Source organism: Ruegeria sp. BF12, from assembly GCF_056538705.1.
This window is the reverse complement of sequence record NZ_JBQFTP010000014.1, coordinates 37,311-61,819: the sequence shown is the minus strand read 5'-3', so window position 1 is coordinate 61,819 and position 24,509 is coordinate 37,311. Positions and strand designations below refer to the sequence as shown.

Genomic DNA, 24,509 nt, shown 5'->3' with positions numbered 1-24,509 from the left:
GATCTAAACCGGGGCGCAAATGTTCAGATTTTTTCGTCTTCCCGCCGGAAGGCACCTTGCACGATCCGGTCCATGACCATGGCCAGGAAAAGGATTGCAAACCCGCCCAACAGGCCCGGCCCCTTGGCGGCGTATTGCAGGGCTTCAAGGATTTCCTTGCCCAATCCGCCGCCGCCAATCAGCGAGATGATAACCACCATCGACAGGCACATCAGGATGGTCTGGTTCACACCTGTCATGATCGATGGCAGCGCCAGCGGGATCTCGACATCCTTCAGCAATTGCCATTTCGAAGCTCCGAATGCGACCGCCGCCTCCTTGATACTTTCAGGAACGCCTTGCATCCCCAAGGCCGTCAGGCGGATCACCGGCGGCATGCCAAAGATGATCGTGGCCAGAATGCCCGGCGGGTTGCCCGTGCCAAAGAAGGCGATAATCGGGATCAGGTAAACAAAGGCCGGAAGCGTCTGCATCAGGTCCAGAACCGGTTCGGCGGCGCGATACGCCCGTTTGGATTTACCGAACCAGATACCCAACGGGATACCGAACACAACGCACAACAACACCGCCGCCCCGACCAGAGCCACGGTTTCCATCGCCACGTCCCAGTAACCCAGCAACGCGATATAGGCCAAAGACGAAGCTGTGAAGATCGCCACCCTCGGTCCAGCCGCGCGCCATGCGGTCACGCAGATCACAAGCATCACAACCGGCCACGGAGAGCCGATCAGCGCGACCGTCAGCGCATCCAGAACTGAACGCACGCCCGCAACGATCCCGTCGAATACGTCACCCCCGGCCGCAGCCGCTGCGTCGATCTGGGCCTCCATCCAGCTAGCGAGACTTGAGAACAAAGTTCCGTTGCCCTCGCCCAATATCATCTCGGATACTTGTTGCTCGGGGAATGCGTCCAGCAACGGCAGTGAGGCGTTTACGGTGAACTTGTAGACGATCAACGGTCCAATGGCGGCTATCAGCACCGCGCCCAGAACCGTGTTGCGGGTTGAACGGCCGCTTTCAGTACTGTTAGGATCGATACGCCACTTCGAGTACTGCTTTTCGTATACACGGTCCGCGTAAAACCCCTGCACCAGCTTGAAAACCAGCAGCATCAGCAGGCCGGTGATCATGATGCCCAATGCTTCGGACTGGGCCGCCGCCGCTTTCTCGAAACTGGAATCCGCTGCTTTCTGGATGTTCGCCGCCAGCTTGTTGAAACGGTCGATATCCGCTTTTTCCGTGGCGTCCGCCGCGCGGGCCAACAACTCGTCCGCGCGCGCTTGTTGACGCGCGGCGCGTTCTGCTAGGTCAGCACCGGGATTTCCCCAGGCGCCGCGTCCAATTTGAACCCAGGCGATGATTTCCAGGATCAGGAACGTCCAAAACATTCCCCAGATCGCACGTGAGGCGGACCAGAACGGCCCCAATACAGCCGCCCAAAAATTGAACGTGTTGGGCACTCCGCTGGTCGCATCGTGAATTTTGTGAAACGCTTTGACGTAATAGTCACCGTTCGGCCCGACGAACTCATGAATAGAGCGGTCCAGCGCATCGCGGTCGACTTCGATGTCCGAGGCGGCTGTGACTTTCAGTTCCATTGTTGCATCAGTCATTTTTGCCCCCCTGAATACCGCGCAGCAGACGCGGCTTTGTTACGACCCCCACGTCGCTGCCTGAATCGGTTATGATGACCGGCAGGTCCGTATTGACGGCAAGATCGATCAACTGGTCCAGATCTGCGCCTTCATCTGCGCGTGGCGCGCCTTCGGTGGGGCCAGAGTAGCTTTCGATCGGCTCCATAATCGAATGCGCCTTGACCAGTTTGAGCTTGGAAATACCCTGAACGAATTCACGCACATAGTCGTCTGCCGGGTTCATAACGATGTCTTCGGGCGTACCGATCTGAACGATTACACCGTCTTTCATGATGGCGATGCGATGGCCAATGCGAATGGCCTCGTCCAAATCATGCGTGATGAACAGCGTGGTCTTTTGCAACTGCGCCACCAGCGCTTTGAACTGGTCCTGCAGCTGCAGCCGGATCAATGGGTCGAGCGCCGAGAATGGCTCATCCATCAGCAGAATTTCAGGGTCCGAGGCCAGCGCACGGGCAATCCCTACCCGTTGCTGCATACCGCCCGACAGTTCCTTGGGCAAACGGTCCTCATAACCGGTCAGGTCCACCAGCCCCAAGGCGTGGTCAGAAACCGCCCAGCGCTTGGACTTGGAAACTCTGCGAATTTCCAGCGGATAGGCCACGTTATCCCGAACCGAGCGGTGCGGCATCAGCGCCATATGTTGAAACACCATCCCGATTTGCATGGCCCTGATGCGGCGCAGTTCGGCCTCGGAAATCTTGGACACGTCATGCCCGAGAATCTCGATCTTTCCGGCGGTGGGTTCGATCAGGCGATTGACGTGGCGCACCAGCGTAGATTTGCCTGAACCCGACAGGCCCATGATGCAGAAAATCTCGCCCCTTGGCACTTCGAAGGTCGCGCCCTGAACGCCTACCACACAATTGAATCTTTCCAGAACTTCAGGCTTTCCAATGCCTTCGTTCCGGACGGCTTCCATGGCTTCTTCGGCTCGGGCGCCAAAGACCTTCCAGACATCCGTCAGTTTAACGACTGTTTCGGTCATTTTCATCCCTTTGATGCAAAACAGGCCGCCGGGCTTTCCCGACGGCCTGTCCGAGTTTCAGTTCCGAAGGGCGTCAATCACTCGGACATCCAACCCAGAACGGCATCTTCATTTGCGCCAACCCATTCCTCTGCGTAGGCCGCCGGTTCCTTCCCGTCGATCACCAGAGCATAGGTCATCGCCGAAACCGTATCGGTATCCAGTTTCATGTTGGACAGCATACGGGCGACTTCGGGGTACTCTTCCTCAAGGGACTTTGCGTAGTGCAGATGCAAATAGGCCAGATCCCAGGCAACACCGGCCTCGGATTTTTCCAGCCAGTCCGGATCATCGGTCGGTTGCAACACGTTCCATTTCGCCGCGTCATAGGCGGGCTCTTCCAGCACCTGCAACTCATGCAATTCAAAAACGTAATGCGGGGTATAGCAGAACCCAACCCACGCATCGCCAGCCTTGATCGCGTTGTCGAGGTTGGCATAGGCAACGGTTTCATCGATCTCGGTCAGTTCAAAGACCTGATCATAGCCATAGGATTTGGCCCGGATTTTCTCGACATTGGTCGAGGCCCAGCCCGGCGCGCCGATCCACAGCTCACCCTGTCCATCACCATTGCTGTCGAACAGCGCCGCGATGTCCGGATTGGTCAGATCGTCAATTGACCTGATATCATTGGCATCCGCAGTCGCCTTGTCCACGCACATCCCCTGAAAGGCTTCGACGCCGTTGGGGTTGAACGCGACGGTTCCTTTGTCTGTGACGTAAGTGTCGTGCAGGTTCTGCTGGTTCGGCATCCACACTTCGGGGTGAACATGCATGGCACCGGAGTCCATCGCCTCGAACACGATCGGGTTGGTGCCGTTCTGAAGTTCAACCTCAAGCCCGAGGTTCTGTTCAATCGCAACCTTCAGAATATGCGCTGTCGCGTTTACCGAAGGCCAGTTCGGCACACCGATCACAATATCAGCGGCAAGAGCTGGTCCGGCGATCGCAACGGACGCGCCTCCCAGTAACGTGGCTAGTTTGTTCATTTGGTGTCTCCATGTTGGGCGTCCGCGGTGCTGAAGTTCTACCCGTGGGCATTGGTGCACCTTGCAAACCAAGTCGGGAAGACGATACTTCCCCTGTTATTGGCCACCGGCGCGATGCGCCAAGCTGGCCAGAAAACTGAAGCACGCAGACGCGCCACCCATCAAGAGTTACGTCCATCAGACCCTTGTATTCGAGATTATCGTAGAAATATTTCGATTTTTCCGGAACTGCGACTGAGCAGGCGTCACATCAGGAACCAGCGCAGGAAGTTTGCTGTTAAACGGTGCCCTTTTCCAGAATGTAACTAACTGTCTCTTGGGTCAGATGTTTGAACCGCGCGCGTTCGTTTACATAAAGACAGACTTGACGTTGATCAGGCAAGTCCTCGATTTCGCGAAACGCCGTCGCCTCTGGAATGAAATCGGCAACCGTTTGCGGCAGAACAGTGACCCAATCCCCAGTCCGGACCATCGTGATCAAGGAATGGGTGTTGTGAATGGTTACGTCTGCCTGCGCTTCAGACTCGTGAAACCGCGGCGACTGGATATGTTCACACAGCGCATTTCGGATGAACGGTGTCGACAGAACTTGTTGAATTGTCGGAGGCACCGGCTGCGTCATCAGCGGGTGATCGGACGCGCAGACAAGACCGAACCTGTCCTGGAACAGGGGAATCGACCGGACACCGTTTAGCGCGTGCTGCCCCGATGCGATACCGATATCCGCCTTGCCCTCGACCAACGCGTCCAGAACCTGCTGCGTGTCAGTGTCGCGCAGCTCGACCTTCACGCCGGGAAAGCGTTGGGTGATGTGCGCCAACACTTTTGGGAACACTAACGCGGCGACCGATGGCACCGACACGATGCGCAGCAGGCCGTGTTCGGCTTTGGCGGCCGCCTCAATCTCAAGAATAGTCTGGTCGAACTGCCGCACCTGTTTCAGTGCTGCCTCAAAGACTTGCATACCCAGCGGAGACAGCTGGTTTTTGCGCTCTCCTTCAAACAACTTCTTGCCCAGATGTTCCTCAAACTGCTTGAGGGTCATTGATACCGCCGACTGTGTGCGGCCTAGCCTGTCGGCAGCTTCGACCAGATTGCCGGTTTGGGCGACGGTGCAAAAACACCGCAATGTCTCGATCTTGATCGCCAAGCTTCACCTTTTCTGAAGTTTGCTCAATTTATTTGAGTTTGACTGATATCATCAAATAAAGCCATCCTGCGCCAGACCTATTTTATGACTCTGGGGCGCATCGTGACCAAACTGAACCTGATCGCCGGCGAATGGCTGGCGGGTGAATCCGAGATTGAAAACCGCAACCCTTCGGACTTGAGCGATCTGGTCGGTATGTTTGCTCAGGCAAGCGCCGATCAACTCGAGGCAACGCTGGATCAGGCGCGCATTGCGCAGGCGGAGTGGGAAGCCTATTTGCCCGAGCGCAAGCAAGCTGTCCTGATGAGCATCGGCAATGAGTTGATGTCGCGCGCCGAAGAGCTGGGCACCCTGCTGTCCCGCGAAGAGGGCAAGCCGCTGGCCGAAGGCAAAGGCGAGGTCTATCGCGCCGGTCAGTTCTTCACCTATTACGCTGCCGAGTGCCTGCGCCAGATCGGTGAAAATGCCGACAGTGTCCGCCCCAACGTGGAGATCGACGTGCGACGTGAGGCTGTCGGCGTGGTTGCCATCATCAGCCCGTGGAACTTCCCGACCGCGACTGCCTCGTGGAAGATCGCTCCGGCGCTATGCTATGGCAACGCAGTTGTTTGGAAGCCCGCGAATATTACCCCGGCGTCCGCTGTGGCGCTTACCGAGATTATCGAGCGTCAGGACATCCCCAAGGGTCTTTTCAGCCTTGTCATGGGCTCTGGCAGGTCGATCGGTCAGCGTCTGGTTGAAAGCCCCAAGGTCAACGCGATTTCATTCACCGGTTCGGTCCCGGTCGGAAAGGGCATTGCCGCGGCAGCCATTCAGAACCTGACCAAGGTTCAGATGGAGATGGGATCCAAGAACGCTCTGGCCGTTATGGACGATGCGGATTTGGATCTGGCGGTGACGCTGGCCCTTGGTGGCGCATTCGGCGGAACGGGTCAGAAATGCACCGCGTCTTCGCGTCTGGTTGTTCATACCGGTGTGCATGACGCGTTTGTCGAGAAACTCGTGGCTGGCGCGCAGGCGATGAAAGTCGGCCACGCGCTGGAAGAAGGTGTTCAGATGGGACCGGTCGTCAGCGAACAGCAGTTGAACGAAAACCTCGCCTATGTCGATCTGGGCAAGTCCGAGGGTGCGGAACTGGCCTGCGGCGGTCAGCGCTTGGAGATGCCGCATAACGGGTTCTACATGTCCCCTGGTGTCTTCCTGAACACCAACAACAACATGCGTATCAACCGCGAAGAGATGTTTGCGCCGCTAACCAGCGTCATCAAGGTTGGCAGCTATGAAGAAGCGCTGAACGTAGTGAACGACACCAACTTCGGACTGACGTCAGGCATCGTGACCCAAAGCCTTGCGCGCGCGACCCACTTCCGCCGCAACGCTCGCACCGGTGTTGTCACGGTCAACCTGCCGACGGCAGGCACCGACTATCACGTCCCCTTCGGTGGGCGCGGCGACAGCTCGTACGGGCCACGCGAACAGGGCAAGGCAGCGGCGGAATTCTACACGACCGTCAAAACCGCCTATATCAGCGCGGGAACACCGGTCTGATGCGCATCGACGGGCTGCAATACGCCAATTGGTCGGAGAAGATCTTCCGCCAACTTCGTGAAGGTGGCGTGGACGCGATCCATGTCACCATCTCGTACCACGAGAACTTCCGCGAAACGGTTCTGAACTTTGAAAAGTGGAACCGCTGGTTCGAACTGTACCCCGACCTGATCATGAAGGGCCGCTGGGCCAGCGATATCGACGTCGCGCGCGAAACCGGGCGGACAGCCGTGTTCTTTGGCTTCCAGAATCCCTCGCCCATCGAAGACGATATCGGGCTGGTGGAAATCCTGCACGATCTTGGCGCGCGGTTCATGCAACTGACCTATAACAACCAGTCCCTCCTGGCGACAGGTTGTTACGAGGCCGAAGACACCGGCATCACGCGCATGGGCAAACAGGTCATCAAAGAGATGAATCGGGTGGGTCTGGTGGTCGACATGAGCCATTCGGCGGATCGTTCGACTATCGAAGCAGCGGAGCTGTCCGAGCGCCCGATCGCCATCACCCACGCCAATCCGCACGAGTGGTCCCCGGCACTGCGCAACAAACGCGACGCGGTGATCCGCGCGGTCACGGAAAACGGTGGGATGCTGGGCTTTTCGGTCTACCCTCATCATCTGAAGGACAAATCCGACTGCACGCTGGAGAGCTTTTGCGAGATGATTGCCCGAACGGCTGAAAAATACGGTGCGCAAAATCTGGGGATTGGCACCGACCTGTGCCAGGATCAACCCGACAGTGTCGTGGAGTGGATGCGTGTTGGGCGCTGGACAAAAGAAATCGACTACGGCGAAGGCTCGGCCTCGGCGCCGGGTTTTCCGCCAATGCCGGGTTGGTTTCAAGACAACCGAGACTTTGGAAACATCGAAAAAGGGTTACGCGCGACCGGCTTAAACGATGACGAAGTGGCCGGGATCATGGGCAAGAACTGGTATCGGTTCTTTGCCGAGAACTTCGTCCCATAAAGGTAACCGAATGGAACCACACGCGCAGACAGAGATCGCCAGACGTGACCCAGCCACGGTCATGAGGTTGTCACGCTTAGGATCGCTGCATCAATGTCGGCTCAGCTTTATGCGGCAACTGACCCGCCGCATGGCAGAAGAAAACTGGAGATTCTCGCGCCCCACTTTTGAAATTGACGACAAAGGTGTCGGGCACGCGGTCTACACCGCGCAGGGGCCGGATCATGCATACTCGCTCGTCGCTTTTGCCCATGACCTGCCACCTGAACAACGTTCAGATCGTGTGATTGCCGAGGCGTGGGACGCCACTTTTGCCTTATTCGACGGCGTCCCAACCGAGCAGGACATTCAACGCCTGTCGGAAAACGTGCCACTGCAAGAGGCTGGCCGGGTCAGCGAAGCTGAGCTGTCGCTGTCTCGCGCAAACCGGTCCGTCCGGTTGTGGGCGCATGTGGTCGACAGGCTGGCCGCAGGGCGGCAACCCGACCTTGAGCAGATTTACAAAGTCGGCTACTTGATGCGCACGACCGCCGTATACGGGTCGGGCAAGTTCGGCGCTGCCGACCGTGAGAAGACAGCAAATCGACCCGAACTGAACGCGCCGTTTCAGGCAGAGATGCTGTCAGTCTATCTGACACGAACCTTTGTTCGCGACCTGGTGCAACACATGGCCCGCGTCAAAGGTGGCATACAAACAGCGGAACTGGACCCAGATATCGCTCAATGGCTGGGCATCGGCAACTCCACTGGTCTGGGTATGGCTCCCTTCATCGTGAACCATCCGGTGCTGTTCAACAATTGGATCATGGTGCGGGAAGAAGCGCTTGCGCGGGTACGATCCCTGCCAACCGCGTCAGACAGTGAAGCACAGCAGTTTCGGGACATATATGAGCGCTGCAAACTGTCGATGTCTTGGTGGCGGTCTGAACATCCAATCCAGATTGAGAAGCTGTCGGCGCTAAATGCCGACCTTGCCGCGATTTCCGACTATCTGAACCAGGACGACTTTACCCAAAACCACCCATGGGAGCGGCTGATCCAGTGGTCGGAAACAACGCTCAGTGAAGAGGGGCAGGAACTGCTCGCATCGCTTGTTCTGGAACCCTATGGCGATCTGGTGGACGGCCTGACGGACTGCATGGCCGATGGAAATGCCCAGGCACAGATCATCGACGGGGCCATGACCGTTGCGCAAACCCGCGCTCTGATCAGGGATCGCTTTGATTGGGCTTTGAACCTGGACTGGTCTGACGAGGCGAACTGTGCCCGCGCCTGGTACGTGTCCGAGGAAAAACTGGAGCCACGATTGGGTGAACGGTTCGAGGAACCGATTTCCGACTACGAACAACCTTTGGCCCCCGCGCGCGATGCGGTGGCGGCTTTCGCGGAATTGTCTGTCTGGCCGGACGAAGCGCCCATCGCCGAGTTTTTGCTGCTCCACCCCGAACATCGCCATACAATCCGGCGCGCCCAGATCGGTCGCATTGCCCCGTATGGCGAAATTCACGACAACACAATCGGTTCCGGTGTCATGCCTATCGATATGCTGCGGGCCAAGCTTTCCTTTTTCGGCGCAACGCATTTCGATCCACGCTCGGACCGGTGGGTGCGAATCTGCATGTATTCCGGAGCGCCCTACCCCGAGGACCTGAGCACAGAGACCGCTGATTTGTGGGTATACCCGGAGCTGGAAGAATGAATATCTCTCTGAACGAGGTCGAGGCCACTGCAAAGCGGGCAACCCGTGGCGCTGGCTATAGCTGGGGGCTGGCAGAAGAGGCGGCAAAAGCAACACGCTGGTTGTGCGCCCGGGGGCAAAACGGCACCGGCGCGTTGGCCCAACTGTTGCAGATGGGAATGGCCGACGCGCCCAAGCAACACGCTCCGACGGATCTGAGCGGAGATTGGCGCAGTGATGAACTGTTGTGCCCACTGGTTACCGGCGCATTGCTGTCCGATTGTGCAAACCGGGTGAAATCGTCCCCGATCACGATGGGCGACGTCGCGGTGCCCGCTCTGCTGCTCCCTTTTGCCGCCAATGCTGCGCGTCTTCTGGATACCCGCGTGACTATCGAATGCGACGGGACCATTGCCCAGACTGACGGTTTCGATCTGGCTATGAACGGCCCAATTACTGACCAAGCAAAGATGGTATCAGTGCATCTGGGAGGTCAGCTTACCAATGCTGCACCCCATCACACCAGAGCTGAACCCAGCCCGACCGATTGGTCCACGCTGAACCGGTTCGCCCACAACACCTACGCCCCCGCCACCGAAGAATCCCGCCTGCGCGGAGCCGGAGCGGGCCTGTCAGACAACGATTGAAGAGATTCCCATGATTGAAACCCGTACCCTGACCCTTGATCAGATCGAAGACCTCGCTTTCCGCGCCCTCGTCGCTGCGGGCACGTCCGAAGCCAACGCCCGCCCGCTGGCCGCCGCAACAGCGGCCACCGAAGCGGATGGCGTTGCCAGCCACGGTCTGGCCTATATCCCAATCTATTGCGAACATGTTCAGTGCGGAAAAGTCGACGGCGCGGCCCAGCCCCAATTGTCGCGCCCGCGCCCAGGCGTGGTGAATGTGGATGCAGCGACTGGCTTTGCACATACCGCGATCGACATGGGCTTCGAGGCCCTCATCCCAGCGGCGAGGGAACAAGGTATCGCCGCACTGTCCATTCGCAACAGCTATAACTGCGGCGTTCTCGGCTATCACACATTCCGTCTGGCGCAGGCCGGGCTGGTCGGGCTGGGCTTCACAAATGCCCCGGCCTCAATCGCCCCGTCGGGCGGCGCAAAGCCCGTAGTCGGAACCAACCCTTTTTCGATTGCAGCCCCCGGCGCAGATGGCCAACCCGCCCTGTTGATCGACCAAAGCGCCAGCACTATTGCCAAAAGCGAGGTCATGAAACACGCCCGCGAAGGCAAGGCGATCCCGGTTGGCTGGGCGCTGGATGCAGATGGCAATCCGACCACCGATCCCAACGTTGGCCTCAAGGGGTCGATGGCGCCGTCAGGTGGATACAAGGGCGTCGGTGTAGCATTGCTGACCGAGATCATGGCCGCCGCCCTCACCGGAGCGACCCTTGGTCTGAATGCATCGCCGTTCTCGGGCACTGCTGGCGGACCACCAAAGACCGGACAATTCTTTATTGCGATTGATCCGACAGTGACCTCCGGCGACGCTTTTGCGGCAGGGATTAGCGAACTGGTCGAGGCGATCCGCGCACAAAACGGCGCGCATCTTCCCGGGGATGGTCGCCGTGACAAACGTATTCAGGCAGGGACCGACGGCGTTGCAGTGAATGCAGCGACGCTGGACAAGATCGACGCGATCCTGAACTGACGCGTGCCTTTGCACATCGGCATCGCTGACGCATTGGCGGTGCCGAACGAGTCCGAGGACACCTAAGAGGCCGCGACCAAGTTCGTCGTTTGCCTGACGATACATTCCAACTCGCAGCAAAGTCTGAAATGCTCCGGGCTGTCCGAGGTGATGTAGTCGGTGAACCTCTCGCCCGCCAGAGCACCGATTGTCTCTGCCGGGATACGAATGGTCGTCAGACCTGGTTCAACATCTGCAGAGCCTTTGAAATCCCCAATACCGATAATCGACAGGTCTTCAGGAACCCGCAATCGAAGTTTTTGGGCTGCGTACAAAGCTCCCTGTGCGATGACGTCATTGCCGCACAGCAAGGCCGTTGGGCGCGTTTGCGTGGTCAACAAGATCAAAGCTGCCTGCTTGGCCTGAGCGACACTGTAGGGCGCTTGAGTTTCATGCTCATCCGGAACCGAAATACCTTGCTCGTCCAACACGTCATGCACCGCAGAAAGCCTATGTTGAGCCCGATCATTGCCATGGGTTTCGGGAAAGATCAGCCCAATGTCACTGTGCCCCATCGCCAGAAGATGTTCGGCTGCCAGGCGTCCGGCCAACCGGTTGTCTGCACCGACACAGGGAAGGACGGAATCCTGCGAATAGTTCCAGATTGCCAACGCAGGTGTTTTTTGCTGCTTGATCAATCTTGTCGTGGCCTCCGAATGCTCCAGCCCAACCAGCGCCACACCGTCCACGCGATGTTCCAGAAACTTACGCACCATCGCGTATTCCCGATCCAGATCATACCCGTGCGACGCCAGCAAAAGACTGAACCCGGCCTTGTCGATTGAATCCGAGAACGCCTGAATGACTTCGGCGAAAATGGCGTGGTTGATGGTGGGCACAACAAGGCCAATCGTTCCCGACCGCTTCCCATGCATCGTTTGGGCGGCACGGTTGCGGATGTACCCCAATCGCTGCACCGCCTTGTTGATCTTTTTCCGAGTCGCAGGGCTGACCAAATCGGGGTGATTGAAGGTTCGAGAAACTGTTGACGGAGACACTTTTGCGGCCTTTGCAACCGCTACAATATCCACCTTACCCTTTTGATAATTAACCATAAATCTCCACATCCCGGTCGAATTTATGAAAACATTTGCAATACTATTTTCATCCCCTAACCTGATTTGTCAACAAAAGTAAAAGTGCGAACGGACGGGTTGGGAGGCCCTGGATGGAATTCATTTACTACTTCGGAGATGTGTTCACGCCGTTGTCGTTTTTGCTGCTTCTGGGCGGCACGATCGGAGGGTTAATTCTAGGCGCGACACCCGGCCTATCACCGACCATGGCCGTCGCCCTGCTGATCCCGTTTACCTTTCAGCTTGAAGCCGCGCAGGGGCTGATCCTGCTGGGGGCAGCTTATACCTCGACCGTTGCCGGCGGCGCGGTCAGCGCCATTCTACTGAAAATCCCTGGCGCTCCGGCCAACATCGCCACCACTCTGGACGGCCACACAATGGCCAAACAGGGCCAAGGCGCCCGGGCTTTGCAACTGTCCTTTCTGGCCTCGGCCGTCGGGGGTATCTTCGGCGTGCTTCTGCTGATTTTTCTGACCCCGGTGCTGGCGGAATGGGCGCTGGCGTTCGGACCGTCGCACCTGTTCTGGCTGGCCATTCTTGGGGTAACCGTCATTGGTACGCTGGATTCCGCCTCGGTCGTCAAAGGATTGCTTTCGGGCTGTATAGGACTGTGGCTGGCCACCATAGGGTTCGACGACATCATGGGGGCGCAGCGCTTTATCTTTCACCCCGCGTTGGGCGGTGGCATCAACATCATTGCCGCGCTGATCGGCCTGTTCGCGATCCCTCAGGTTTTGACGATGTTCGCCAAGGGCCGCCACAATACCGGTGCCGAGATGATCGAAGTGCAGCGCCATTCGATTACGGCTGCATTCAAAGAACTGTTCAGCCGCACCCGCGCGCTGAGCATCGGAACACTGACAGGCTCGATCATCGGCTTGATCCCGGGCGTCGGTGGCCAGATCGCGGGCCTTGTCGCCTATGATCAAACCAAGAAATTCTCGTCCGAGAAAGACAAGTTCGGCACGGGTCATTCCGAGGGCGTGATTGCCGCGGAATCCGCCAACAACGCTATGGTCGGCCCCTCGCTGGTACCATTGCTGACGCTGTCCATTCCCGGCAGCCCAACCGCCGCCGTTCTGCTGGGCGGGTTGCTGATCCACGGGATTTTTCCGGGCTCGGATCTTTTCGACAATCACCCGGACGTCGCCTGGACCTTTATAAACTCGATGCTGATTGGTCAGGTTCTGATGTGCATCTTTGGCCTTTACGTCGCAGGTCTTGCCGCGCGGGTCGCGCAAGTCCCTCAGTCAGTAATGGCAGCCATCGTTCTGGCGCTGTCAGTGTTCGGGGCCTATTCAGTCCAAGGGTCGATGGGTGATGTCTATGTCATGGCGTGCCTCGGCATCGGCATGTTCTTCCTAGAACGCTTTGGCTTCTCGGCCGCGCCGCTGGTGCTGGGTCTGATCCTCGGACCGATCGCCGAGGCCAACTTTATTCAGGGCGGCATGATCGCTGACGCGACCGTCGGCAAAGCCTCATACTTCATGACCGGCGGGTTGAACCTGTTCCTGATCGCCGTGGTTCTGGCTTCGATCGCCTATTCGGTCTGGATGGAACTGCGCAGCCGTCGCTACACCACTAAAGAGGAGGCGCAGGCATGAACCGCTCACAGCATGTTTTCGGATCGGGTCTGGTCTTTGCAGTTGGCTTGTGGGTCACGTGGGTCAGTTACACTCAACAGCCAGCTGAGGCATTCCTATTCCCACGTCTGATTGCGACGGTCTTTGTTGTGCTGGCCGGATGGACTTTTGTCAAAGCGGTCATGGGGTTGTCCAAGGTCGGGAATGGCGTGACACGGACAATGTTCGTGAACATGCTACCCGGTCTGATCATCACGCTGATCTACATATTCTGGGCGGCAAAAACACTGGGTTTCTACACCGCAACAACCATCGCCTTCTTCGTTCTTCTTTCGATCTACGACCCGGCCCCCCATTCCGAGGTCAAAACCTGGATCAAACGCGGGATCATCACGGCTGTCTTCGTGGCGGTGATGTACGGGCTCTTTGCCATGCTGTTGAACGTCTACACACCAAGGGAAATTCTGTTCTGACCGCTTGGGAAGCGGGTGAACTTAATCAGGGAGGAAACGCAAAATGAAACGATTGATTGCAGGGGCAGCTATGGCTCTGGCGGGCCTGACGGGCGCGGCAATGGCCGAGGAATACCCCGAACGACCGCTGATGATGATGGTCAGCTATGGCGCCGGTGGAGCGACCGATTTTCAGGCGCGGATCGTCACCATGACTGCCGGGAACGAAGATGCGCTGGGAATGCCCATCGCCATCATCAACAAACCCGGCGCGGGCGGTCGGGTCGGCTGGAACTGGTTCGCGACGCAGGCTGATCCGGACGGCTACACTCTGGCCGCGTATAACGTGCCGCATTTCATCGCTCAGTCGATCAAAGGTGGTGTCGAGTATTCAACTGACAGCTTTGAACCCATCGCAAACTGGGGCGCAGACCCGGCGGTGTTCGTCGTTGGTGCCGACAGTGAGTTCAACTCAATGGAAGATGTCGTGGCCTTCGCCAAGGACAACCCCGGCAAACTAACTGTATCCGGCGCGGGTCTGTTCGTGGGCCACCACATCGCTGCCCTGCAGATCGACAAGGCAGCGGGAACCAAGATGGCCTACATCCCGACAAAGGGCGGCGGAGCGGCGGCTATGAAGGCCGTGATCGCCGGTGAAGTCATGGGCGGCATCAACAACCTGTCCGATGCGTTCCGTGCGCAAGAAGCGGGCAATGTGAAGATTCTCGGCGTCGCTGATCTGGAACGCAACGCCTTTTTGCCGGATGTTCCGACGATGATGGAACAGGGGCTGGACGTCGACAATTCCTCGGTCAACTTCCGGGGTGTGATGGTTCCCAAGGGGACACCACCTGAGGTGATCGAGAAACTGGCGGTGACCGTACCCGAGATGTTCGCCAATTCCCGCGTCGCCAAGAAGATGGAGGCGGGCGGCTCGCCCATGCACATCATGACGCGTGACGAAGTGATCGAGATGTGGGCGCTGCGCCAGCAGACGCTGAACGAATTGCTGGCTGGCCTCTGAACGACCCCAATCGGGGCGGATCGGATCCGCCCCGGACAACCAATCGAGGAAGAACATGAACGCTCCGAACGACATAGCCCCCGAGATCGCCGAAGTGGACCGGATCGTTGCGCGTGCCCGCAAGGCACAGGCCGCATATGAGGCAGCAGGCAGTCAGGAGCTGTATGACAAGGCTGCGCTGGCGACCGGTTGGGCGATCATGGAACCCACTCGTAACAAGGCACTTGCGGAACTGGCGGTAGAGACCACCGGGCTTGGCAATGTCCCCGATAAGATCACCAAGAACCACCGCAAGACGCTGGGTCTGCTGCGCGACATTGCAGACGCAAAGACGTACGGCGTCATCAACGACGATCCCCAGACCGGTATCACCGAAATCGCTCGCCCCATCGGCGTGATTGGTGCGGTGGTGCCCTCAACCAACCCCGCCGCGACGCCGGCAAACAATATCATCAACGCCCTGAAGGGGGGCAATGCAATCGTTGTCGCCCCTTCGCCCAAGGGCGTGGCAGCCTGTGAGTTGCTGTTGGCTTTCATACACGCCGAATTTGACAAACTTGGGCTGAGCCGAGATCTGGTCCAGATGATCCCCGCCCCCGGATCAAAAGCCAAGACACAACGACTGATGGAAACATCTGACCGGGTGATCTGCACCGGAAGTCAGAATAACGTCCACCGCGCGCAATCCTGCGGCACGCCTGCCGTTGCGGTCGGTGCAGGCAATGTCACCGTGATCGTGGATGAAACCGCTGATCTGACCGCGGCTGCGGCCAAGATCACGGCTTCGAAGTGTTTTGACAACGCGACCTCGTGCTCATCCGAAAACGCAGTCGTCGTGGTAGATGCGGTCTATGATGATTTTGTCGCAGCAATGGCAGCCGAAGGTGGCGCGTTGGTACCGGCTTCGGATGAAGCGGGTATCGTCGCACGGCTTTGGCCGGATGGACATCTCAACCGTTCGGCCATTGCGCAAGACGCCGACAAGATGATGGACGCTTTGGGGATGGCAGGAAATGTCCCCGAAGGAACCAAGTTTCTGGCGGTCGAAACCGATGGGATCGGTCCGGATTACCCCTTGTCGGGAGAAAAGCTCAGCAGGGTTCTGGCGCTGTACCGGGCATCCAACTACGCGGACGCCAAGGCCATCGCAGGGCGCATACTGGCTTACCAAGGGGCCGGACACTCGGTCGGCATTCATACAGCTGAAGACGCGCGCGCCATTGAGCTGGGCCGCGAGCTGCCCACTTGCCGGGTTATCGTTAACCAGGCACATACCTTTGCCACTGGCGGCAGCTTCACCAACGGAATGCCGTTCTCGCTTTCGATGGGATGCGGAAGTTGGGGTGGCAACTCAATCGACACCAACCTGCACTGGCGACACTTCGTGCAGACGACTAAGGTTGTGCGCGAAATCCCACCGCGTGAGCCCGAGCTCGAAGACATGTTCGGCGCGTACTGGAGGGAGGTCGGCCAATGATGGAACCGCCCAAGGGAACCGTTCGAGATTGGTTGGACATCAGGGCCCATCAGGGCGGCACCGGATTCGTTTTCCCTGATGGGGCGCAGGACCTGAGTTGGGACGAACTACTCAGTTCCGCCCGCAGCGTCGCAAGCATGTTGACCGGATTGGGCGTTGAGAAAGGGGAAAGCATCGCCCTGCTCTACCCCAATTGCCGCGAAGCGCTCATCGCTCTGCTTGGGGTTCTTTACGGCGGGTTCCGGGCAACCATGATCAACCTTGTCGCTGGCGACAGTGCGGTGGCGTACGCACTGAACCACAGTGGCGCACGCTTTGGTTTTGTGCACTCCGACCAGCTCGAATTGTTTACACGAACGACCGATCCCAAGGAAATAACTCCACTACAGGTTTCAGATGCCCGAGGTGCCGTCGCCGAACTCTATGACCTTGTACCCGAAGACCACGCTTTGCTGATGTACACGTCCGGCACGACCGGACGCCCCAAGGGCGTGGTTCACACGCATTCCAGCCTGCTAGCCGGAGGCTGGACCACAACTGTTGCTCATGAGCTTACAGAAAAGGACCGTGGATTTTGCGTCTTGCCGATCTACCACATCAACGGGCTTTGCGTGACGGTGATGGGAACGCTGGTTTCCGGCGGTTCTCTGGCGATGTGCGAACGGTTTTCGGCCAGCCGCTTCTGGGGCAACCTTGAGAAGACCAAGGCGACGTGGTTTTCCGTCGTCCCCACCATCATTTCGCACCTCTTGCACTCGGACACCAATCCAAGCGCCGACACCCGCCAGCGGTTGCGGTTCGGTCGGTCCGCGTCATCCGCGCTGGCTCCGGATGTACAGCGCGCATTTGAAGAACGGTTCGAAGTCCCGGTCATCGAAACCATGGGACTAACCGAAACCGCTGCACAGATTCTGTCCAACCCGTTGCCCCCGGGCGTGCGCAAGATCGGATCGCCCGGAGTTGCCTACGGAAACGAAGCGGCAATCTTTGACGCAAACCTTGAACCCGTCATGGACGGAGCAGAAGGCGAGTTGGTCATACGCGGCCCGAATGTGATGCTGGAATACCTCAAAGACCCCGATGCAACGGCGGGCACGTTTTCTAAGGATGGTTGGCTTCGAACCGGAGATCTGGCGCGCATGGACGAGGATGGGTACGTCTATGTCACGGGCCGATTGAAAGAGCTGATCATAAAGGGCGGCGAGAACATCGCCCCGCGTGAGATTGACGAAGCCCTGTATTCCCACCCCGACGTGGTCGAGGCCGCTGCATTCGCGCGCCCTTGCAACAGCTACGGCGAAACCGTCGAGGCGGCTGTCAAAATACGCGAAGGTTCTGAACTGACCCCCCTCGCCCTGTTGGAGATTTGCGAGACAAAACTCGGCCGGTTCAAATCCCCGGACGAGGTTCACATTCTGCTGGATTTGCCAAAAGGACCATCGGGAAAAATCCAACGGAACCGAATTCTCGAAATCGTCGACGGGCAAAGCTGAGCGTCAGCGAGCCTTGTGACCGCTGACGCGTTGCTGGGACCGTCCCAGTGCAATGAGTCGACTAACTCTTGCGTCGCTTCGGCACGGCGTCACCGCCCTTGCCCGACTTCGCGGCCGCAGCGCGTGCACGGTTTTTCTTGCTGTTTGGCTTACCCTTCGGCGGCGGAGGGCCTTTGGTCGACTTGCCGCCGGGTTTTGGCTTGCCGTCCTTGCTTGCTGCCGTGCTTGGTTTGCGGGTTTTAGCCTTTGCGCTCTTTGCGCTGAAAGCCCGTTCCGCCTTGTCTTCGCGTACCGCGGCCGAGGGCGCTCGGCGCACCCTGGCTGCGGGTTCGTCTGACCGTTCTGGCTTGACCCGCTTCCCCTTGGGTTTGCCGTATTCAGGCTTGGGCTTTTCCTTACGAGGTTCCGAGGCACCGCCGTAATCGGGTCGAAGTGCATGCCCTTTGCGCGGGTGTGGCTTGCCTTTGGGCCCGCGCCCGGCTTTTGACCGTTCAAAGGCTGGAACGTCCGGCACGCCATCCAGTTGGACAAGAGTCTTAGAGCCTTCGATCGTCATCTCAGCGCCCACAGCCGTCAGAAAACCCGCGACGCTGGCTTCTCGGATTTCAACATAAGATACATCATCGGCAATCCGGATTGCCCCAATGTCGTCCTTGGTCAAATTGCCCGCCTTGCAGATCATCGGCAGCAGGTGACGAGGTGAGGCATTTTGATTTCGACCTTCAGACAATGAAAACCAGACACTGGGGCCAAAGGCCGCGCGCGGTTTGGGACGCTCCGAGTTGACGGGCGCCAGTTCTTCCGGCGCTGAATGGCGCAACTTGTACTGTCGCAGATATGCCGCGGCGATTTGCTCTGGGGGGAACTCTTCAACGAGGTGCTGAACAGCCGCGCGTTCGCTTTCGGTGATCTCGACCTGCCAGTCATCCGAGGCGAACATACGCGCCTGATCCCGCTCGTTCACTTCATCAGCCGACGGGGCCATGCCCCAATCGGCGGTCAGTTTTGCGAATTTCAAAATGCGCTCAGCCTTTTTCCGTGATGACGGCTCGACCACCAGCGCGCTGACACCCTTTCGCCCGGCACGACCCGTGCGCCCAGACCGGTGCAAGAGGGTTTCATGGCTGTTAGGCAATTCTGCGTGAACCACCAGATCAAGGTTCGGCAGGTCAATCCCGCGTGCGGCGACATCCGTTGCCACACACACCCGAGCCCGCCCATCGCGCATGGACTGCAATGCGTTGGACCGCTCGCTTTGGGTCAGTTCGCCGGACAACGCCACCACTGAAAACCCGCGATTGGAAAGTCGTGTGGTCAATCGCGACACCATCGCACGCGTGTTACAGAAAACGATGGCGTTGGGGGCTTCGTAGTACCGCAACACGTTGATGATCGCGTTATCGCCATCACGCGGAGCCACCATCATCGCACGGTATTCAATATCGGCATGTTGTGTCTTCTCGCTGACCGTACTCACCCGCTCGGCGTCGCGTTGATAGCGTGTTGCAAGATTTGCAATGGCGCGCGGGACAGTGGCTGAGAACAGCAACGTCTGCCTCTCTGCCGGAGTTTCATCAAGGATGAACTCAAGATCCTCTCTAAACCCGAGGTCCAGCATTTCATCGGCTTCGTCTAGAACCACGGCCCGGATCGCAGTCAGATCAATGGACCCGCGCATGATATGGTCGCGCAACCGACCTGGCGTTGCGACCACAATATGTGCCCCGCGTGCCAGCGCTCGGCGTTCGTCTCGCATATCCATGCCACCAACGCACGAGGCAAGAAACGCACCGGCGTCAGAGTACAACCAACTCAGTTCACGCTTGACCTGCATGGCCAGTTCCCGCGTTGGCGCAACGACCAGAGCCAAGGGCGCGCCGGACGCCCCGAATGTCTCATCAGCGCCCAACAACCGCGGAGCAATCGCCAATCCGAACCCAATCGTCTTTCCCGAACCGGTCTGCGCAGATACCAGCATATCGCGCCCTTCCAATTCAGGCTGGGTCACGGCCTGCTGGACTTGAGTCAAAGTATCGTACCCCTTGCGGGCAAGCGCATCTGCGATGGTCTGTTTCACGGTGGTGTTCTTTGTATCGGCGTGGTGATGCGGGCTCAGCGGTATTGCGATCAGCGCATCATCCAAAGTTAAAGACCGCCTCATAACGGGACTTTGATGCAAAGTATAGCAGAGTATTTGCCATCGCCGCGAAAATAGCGAACCGAAAGAACAACGGCTCCGGCTGCGCAGCGGCTTGGCGTTTGATCCTCCCCCATCGAAATAGCCCACCGCCATGAACAGGAAAACCGACGGGCCATAAGTCAAGTAAAATGCTACCATTCCCCAACCTCAACTCACGCCCATTCGACAGCTCAAGAGGAGATACGACAGCGTCCGCAATGCACTGCATCAAATTATTCATTATTCGGTAAAAGTGGTGCCCGGGGGCGGAATCGAATTGGATAACTCGCCCTCGAGGGCGTGCACGTAAATACCTGTTAATAAATATATTTTTGCCTTTGCCTCACTCTGCAAGAACGTCTAATGAACTCTTCTTGTAGGGCAAACTGTGGGGCAAATTGTATGGCAGACAACATCAAGTTGCGTGGAAAGACTTGGCATCTCTACTGGAGAGTGCCTGCCCGGTATTCAGAGGTTGAGAGCAGAAAATCCCTGGAGTTTTCCCTGCGCACCAGGGATAAGGAAGAAGCGAAGGAAAGGGCAGCTGTTCACAAAGCCGCGTTTAGGGCTCAATGGGAAGCAATGTTGTCAAGCATGAAGTCGGCATCCGGCCGCGATGCTTACGATGCGATTGTAGCGGTCGCCCAATCTCGAGGCTTGAAGTACAGATCTGCAGGCGATCTCGCAAAAGATCCCCTAAATGAAATCATGGATCGCCTTGACAGTATTCAGGGTCAACCACCCACATCACCAACTGTAACTGCTGTACTCGGCGGGGCCTCCCTGCCAAGTACTTTGGTTTCAGAGTCACGCGCGCTCATGGAACGCGTGCACTCGGAAACCATTATGGGCAAAAGCCCCAGCCAGCTCAAAAAATGGAAAGACAAGTGGAACCGCGCATCAAACTCATTCATCGCGTCTGCCGGCGACCGCCCTTTGACCAGCATCACAACAGCAGATGCACGAAAATACAGGGATCACTGGAAGAATATCCGAGACACGGGGCGCACGACTGACTACGTAAACAAGCAAATTGGATACATGGAGCAAATTCTCGATGCATTCTATGAAGAGCTGGACGTAGCGGACTATCAGAACCCTTTTCGGGGACTGCGATTGAAACAGACCGGCAGGGAAGCGAAGAGCGTTCCGCAAGCACCAAAAGAAACCCCAGTTGCTTGGATACGAGATGTTCTTTTCAACGACGAGAAGTGTGTGAGTCTGGTCCCAGAAGCACGAGACGTCGCCATCGTAACTGCGGAGACGGGATCCCGAGCCAGCGAGATTTTCAACCTTCCTGCGCATCAAATTCGCCTTGACGACACGGTTCCACACATTCGCATTGACATGGAGTTGGAGGGTGAAAATCGTCGTGAAATCAAAAACACGTCCTCGGTTCGTCTTGTGCCCTTGATCGGACATGCGCTCGAAGCAATGCACAGAAACAATTCCGGTTTCCCGCGATACAGAGGGAAAGACGGTTACTCAGGGTATATCAACCGACATATGCGAGAACACCGACTACTTCCTGACAATGGCGTCACAATCAGTGGCCTACGTCATGCCTTCGAAACTCGCCTTCGGCTTGCAGGCATCGGGAACGAAGATCGCGCCATGCTTATGGGCCACTCCGTGCGGAAAATTCGAGGGCGGCCAGTCTATGGTGACGTGATCGCACTACGTGTCAAAGCCCTTCTTCTTGAAATGATCGCCTTTCCGACGCACTCTTGGCAACCGCGTTCGATAGCAGAACTTAATGCTGAGATCGAAAACATACTCGAAGAGCAAGGCTTCAGGCTGCAGTAAGGTGCCGCTCTGTATCCAGTTGCGCCGCTCTTCGTAGGATACGGTCCAAGTCAGCTTCTTGAGATCTCAGTTTGGTCAGTTCCGATTCCAGCCGTTGGTACAGGGGCAAGTAGACACCGCGGTCGTCACGAACGGCCATGATCTGGGCCAACTGATCCAGCTTCTCCTCGATATCTTGCTCTGAATAGCTCACTGTTGTTGACCTCTCAAGCTGTGAGGTCGGGAAGTGGGTTCGTCGCAAAGTCGACTGAAACTGGTTTTATCCAATTTCGGCAAAGAAATCAGGGTTGCGAAACCAATACGGATAGGTCAGCGGCCAACTCGATCAAAAGAAGATCCTCTTATTGATCGAGCCATGACCAATCGCTACTCCTATGAAAAACTGGAGTGCAAATTGGCTGAGCGATTTCACATTGCGGAATGGTATGGCAAGCCGTTCTTGGACATGCAAGCTCAAGAAAGAGTGTCACTCGCGCGCCATCGTGTAGGTGGAAGCGCGATGAAAAAGGCTGAGATTGAAAGGATGATCGCCTTAGAGGTCAAAAAGGCAGACGGATCCCTGACTGACAGGGAAGAAAAGCGTCTGGCAGATCTACACAAGAAAAAAGAGAGGCAGTTTGAAGGCGAGCGGGCTTGCCCATTTCGAACGGACATTCCTTTCCCGACCTGCACAAAGCCTGGTGGCGTCTGCTCGCTGAGAGTCTACTCCGATGCCGCCGGAACAATTTCAACAGTTGATGGCGAGCGCGGCAAGATTCGGGCGCTTTGCCCATATCGCTTTCACCAGGACAACACTGTGTTCCGCCATATCGGAAATCGCCTACTGAATGATGACTCGCCAGTTCAGGCCGGTGAAGTTGGTTTCTTAGAGTCCACAGGGAACTTGGATAGTGCCCCTGGCGAAGATGTCGGGCGGATCGACATGATTTTAGTGGAATCAAATGTATCAAAGGTTTCTTCGTTGAATTGGGCAGCAGTAGAAATTCAAGCGGTTTACTTCTCCGGGAAGGAGATGAGAATTGAGTTTGATGAGTTGATCAGGCGCGAAGGTTGCGCCGCGATGCCTGTTGAATCGCGCAGGCCAGACTACCGCTCAAGCGGCCCTAAAAGGCTAATGCCCCAACTTCAAATCAAGGTACCCACATTGCGGCGCTGGGGAAAAAAGATGGCCATCGTTGTAGATCTCCCTTTTTTTCGTTCGATGGGACAGATGCGCCCGGTCAACGATATCTCGAATTCAGATATCGTTTGGATCCTGGTAGACTTCGTTAGAAAGCCAGGGAGCGAAATCGCCCACTTGGAAGTAGTGGAAGAATTTGCCACCACCCTGGAAAGCGCGATAGAAGGGCTAACGGGTGGAGTTGCAGTTCCTCTTGACGAATTCGAAGCAAGGATCAAGGGAAAGATTGCCACCTCTTGATTTCAAAGACCGCTTCGGCAAAGATGGCACAAAACAAGAACATGGACGCGAGCAGAAAATGGCCAACACCGTTATTGACTTATTCTGTGGAGCTGGCGGCTTGTCAGCTGGCCTTGAAATGGCGGGGTTCCGCGTTCTTGTAGGGAGCGATCTCTTTGAAGCTGCGGGAGAGACCTTCTCGAAAACGCATCCTCACGCAACCTTTGTTCCCGGTCGGATCCAAGATCTTACCGTGCAAAAGTTACTGGAAACTTCGGGTCTCCAGCGTGGCGAGTTGAAAGTCCTTGTAGGTGGGCCTCCTTGCCAAGCCTATTCGGTGTACAACCATCAGCGCGGGATGCATGACGAGCGCGCTTCGCTGTTCAAAGAGTACCTTCGAATAGTTGAAGGGATGCAACCCGAGTGGATTGTAATGGAAAATGTCGCGGGCATTTTCTCAATTGGCGGCGGTGAGGCCGTGCATGCGATCAAATCTGAACTTCGAGCGCTTGGATACGAGGTGAAAGAGCAAGTTCTGAAAGCGGAAGAATACGGGGTTCCACAGGAACGGCGCAGGGTTGTGTTCATTGGGAACCGTAAAGGTCTCCCAGTTTCGCACCCGAAACCAACACACGGACCGGGCGAGGGCTTGCAGCCGTATGTAACTATCCATGATGCAATCTCCGATCTGCCGCGCTTGGAAAACGGAGAATCCTCCAGCGACGCTCCGTATGTGTCGCAGGCCTATGGTGCCTTTCAGAAATGGGCCCGAGGGAACCAGGTCAGGGTGAGTAATCACTCGGCACCCAAGCTTGGGAAGGTCAACTTGGATAGGATGAAGCATATTCCCCAAGGTGGAAGCTGGCGGGATATTCCCTTTGACTTGCTGCCTGCCGGTATGAAGCGCGCGAAGAGAAGCGATCATACAAAACGGTATGGGAGAATGAAGTGGGAGGCCCAATCTTGCACGATCCTAACCAAATGCGACATTCATTGGGGCGCTTACATTCATCCGGAGCAAGATCGAGCGATTTCTGTAAGAGAAGCAGCCCGCCTACAGTCATTTCCCGATTGGTTCGAATTCTCAGGATCCAAGACGGATCAATATGTCCAAGTCGGCAACGCTGTACCACCGTTGCTGGGCAAAGCGATAGGTGACCACCTCAAGACCCTCATCGCCGGCCAGATGAACGAAATGGAAGTCGCCTGAACGTTCAGACGACATCCAGACGAAACTCCAAAGCACTACTTACTGACTCCGGCATTTGAAAGCCTTCTATGCCGCCCAATCCGCGGAT

General features: G+C 57.2%; 20 protein-coding genes. 13 read left to right on the top strand and 7 right to left on the bottom strand.

What is annotated here, in order from left to right:
* Positions 1-23: 23 nt before the first annotated feature.
* The 4 genes from ACR0J0_RS18955 to ACR0J0_RS18940 all read right to left on the bottom strand — a co-directional run bounded on the left by ACR0J0_RS18955 (position 24) and on the right by ACR0J0_RS18940 (position 4,821).
* Positions 24-1,613, bottom strand: a complete 1,590-nt coding sequence (locus ACR0J0_RS18955; protein WP_480665586.1) for an ABC transporter permease — start codon at positions 1,611-1,613, stop codon at positions 24-26.
* Positions 1,606-2,643 (bottom strand): quaternary amine ABC transporter ATP-binding protein, encoded by a 1,038-nt coding sequence (locus ACR0J0_RS18950; protein WP_480665585.1) that lies wholly within the window; start codon positions 2,641-2,643, stop codon positions 1,606-1,608. Before ACR0J0_RS18950 ends, ACR0J0_RS18955 begins: the two co-directional genes overlap by 8 nt.
* A 77-nt stretch (positions 2,644-2,720) precedes the next feature.
* Positions 2,721-3,671 carry an ABC transporter substrate-binding protein gene (locus ACR0J0_RS18945; protein WP_480665584.1) on the bottom strand — a complete coding sequence of 317 codons (951 nt, stop codon included), beginning with the start codon at positions 3,669-3,671 and terminating at the stop codon, positions 2,721-2,723.
* Positions 3,672-3,948: 277 nt separating this feature from the next.
* Entirely contained in the window at positions 3,949-4,821 is an 873-nt protein-coding gene (locus tag ACR0J0_RS18940) for a LysR family transcriptional regulator (protein WP_480665583.1), read from the bottom strand.
* An 84-nt stretch (positions 4,822-4,905) separates the two neighbouring features.
* Here ACR0J0_RS18940 and ACR0J0_RS18935 point away from each other — a divergent pair, with 84 nt between their 5' ends.
* From ACR0J0_RS18935 to ACR0J0_RS18915, 5 genes are read left to right on the top strand one after another with little or no spacing between them, the layout of a single operon-like run.
* Entirely contained in the window at positions 4,906-6,369 is a 1,464-nt protein-coding gene (locus tag ACR0J0_RS18935; protein ID WP_480665582.1) for an aldehyde dehydrogenase family protein, read from the top strand.
* Positions 6,369-7,337: a membrane dipeptidase gene (locus tag ACR0J0_RS18930; protein ID WP_480665581.1), complete on the top strand. Its 969-nt coding sequence runs from the start codon at positions 6,369-6,371 to the stop codon at positions 7,335-7,337. The genes ACR0J0_RS18935 and ACR0J0_RS18930 overlap by 1 nt, the downstream gene beginning before the upstream one ends.
* A 10-nt stretch (positions 7,338-7,347) precedes the next feature.
* Positions 7,348-9,036 (top strand): hypothetical protein, encoded by a 1,689-nt coding sequence (locus ACR0J0_RS18925; protein WP_480665580.1) that lies wholly within the window; start codon positions 7,348-7,350, stop codon positions 9,034-9,036.
* A complete protein-coding gene (locus tag ACR0J0_RS18920; protein WP_480665579.1) occupies positions 9,033-9,662 on the top strand; it encodes a DUF3726 domain-containing protein in 630 nt (209 codons plus the stop codon). The genes ACR0J0_RS18925 and ACR0J0_RS18920 overlap by 4 nt, the downstream gene beginning before the upstream one ends.
* Positions 9,663-9,672: 10 nt before the next feature.
* Positions 9,673-10,683: an Ldh family oxidoreductase gene (locus ACR0J0_RS18915; RefSeq protein ID WP_480665578.1), complete on the top strand. Its 1,011-nt coding sequence runs from the start codon at positions 9,673-9,675 to the stop codon at positions 10,681-10,683.
* 62 nt (positions 10,684-10,745) lie between these two features.
* Here ACR0J0_RS18915 and ACR0J0_RS18910 read toward each other — a convergent pair whose 3' ends face one another.
* A complete protein-coding gene (locus tag ACR0J0_RS18910; protein WP_480665576.1) occupies positions 10,746-11,777 on the bottom strand; it encodes a LacI family DNA-binding transcriptional regulator in 1,032 nt (343 codons plus the stop codon).
* Positions 11,778-11,890: 113 nt separating this feature from the next.
* On the opposite strand from ACR0J0_RS18910, the gene ACR0J0_RS18905 reads away from it, so the two are divergent.
* Genes ACR0J0_RS18905 through ACR0J0_RS18885 form a run of 5 tightly spaced genes read left to right on the top strand, consistent with a single transcriptional unit; the run spans position 11,891 to position 17,827 of the window.
* Positions 11,891-13,402 carry a tripartite tricarboxylate transporter permease gene (locus tag ACR0J0_RS18905; RefSeq protein WP_480665575.1) on the top strand — a complete coding sequence of 504 codons (1,512 nt, stop codon included), beginning with the start codon at positions 11,891-11,893 and terminating at the stop codon, positions 13,400-13,402.
* The gene (locus ACR0J0_RS18900) at positions 13,399-13,854 is read left to right on the top strand and encodes a tripartite tricarboxylate transporter TctB family protein (RefSeq protein WP_480665574.1); all 456 of its coding nucleotides are present in this window, start codon (positions 13,399-13,401) and stop codon (positions 13,852-13,854) included. Before ACR0J0_RS18905 ends, ACR0J0_RS18900 begins: the two co-directional genes overlap by 4 nt.
* 43 nt (positions 13,855-13,897) lie before the next feature.
* Positions 13,898-14,857, top strand: a complete 960-nt coding sequence (locus ACR0J0_RS18895) for a tripartite tricarboxylate transporter substrate binding protein (RefSeq protein ID WP_480665573.1) — start codon at positions 13,898-13,900, stop codon at positions 14,855-14,857.
* Between the two features lie 55 nt (positions 14,858-14,912).
* Positions 14,913-16,334, top strand: a complete 1,422-nt coding sequence (sauS, locus tag ACR0J0_RS18890) for an acylating sulfoacetaldehyde dehydrogenase (RefSeq protein WP_480665572.1) — start codon at positions 14,913-14,915, stop codon at positions 16,332-16,334.
* Entirely contained in the window at positions 16,331-17,827 is a 1,497-nt protein-coding gene (locus tag ACR0J0_RS18885; protein WP_480665571.1) for an AMP-binding protein, read from the top strand. The genes sauS and ACR0J0_RS18885 overlap by 4 nt, the downstream gene beginning before the upstream one ends.
* 61 nt (positions 17,828-17,888) lie before the next feature.
* Here the strand turns inward: ACR0J0_RS18885 and ACR0J0_RS18880 are convergent, their stop codons facing one another.
* The gene (locus ACR0J0_RS18880; RefSeq protein WP_480665646.1) at positions 17,889-19,904 is read right to left on the bottom strand and encodes a DEAD/DEAH box helicase; all 2,016 of its coding nucleotides are present in this window, start codon (positions 19,902-19,904) and stop codon (positions 17,889-17,891) included.
* A gap of 504 nt (positions 19,905-20,408) precedes the next feature.
* Here ACR0J0_RS18880 and ACR0J0_RS18875 point away from each other — a divergent pair.
* Positions 20,409-21,812: a DUF6538 domain-containing protein gene (locus ACR0J0_RS18875; RefSeq protein WP_480665570.1), complete on the top strand. Its 1,404-nt coding sequence runs from the start codon at positions 20,409-20,411 to the stop codon at positions 21,810-21,812.
* Here ACR0J0_RS18875 and ACR0J0_RS18870 read toward each other — a convergent pair.
* Positions 21,799-22,005 carry a hypothetical protein gene (locus ACR0J0_RS18870; RefSeq protein WP_480665569.1) on the bottom strand — a complete coding sequence of 69 codons (207 nt, stop codon included), beginning with the start codon at positions 22,003-22,005 and terminating at the stop codon, positions 21,799-21,801. The two genes, ACR0J0_RS18875 and ACR0J0_RS18870, sit on opposite strands and share 14 nt — an antisense overlap.
* 162 nt (positions 22,006-22,167) lie before the next feature.
* On the opposite strand from ACR0J0_RS18870, the gene ACR0J0_RS18865 reads away from it, so the two are divergent.
* Positions 22,168-23,232 carry a NotI family restriction endonuclease gene (locus ACR0J0_RS18865; protein WP_480665568.1) on the top strand — a complete coding sequence of 355 codons (1,065 nt, stop codon included), beginning with the start codon at positions 22,168-22,170 and terminating at the stop codon, positions 23,230-23,232.
* A complete protein-coding gene (locus tag ACR0J0_RS18860; protein WP_480665567.1) occupies positions 23,219-24,421 on the top strand; it encodes a DNA cytosine methyltransferase in 1,203 nt (400 codons plus the stop codon). Before ACR0J0_RS18865 ends, ACR0J0_RS18860 begins: the two co-directional genes overlap by 14 nt.
* The last annotated feature ends 88 nt before the right edge of the window (positions 24,422-24,509 follow it).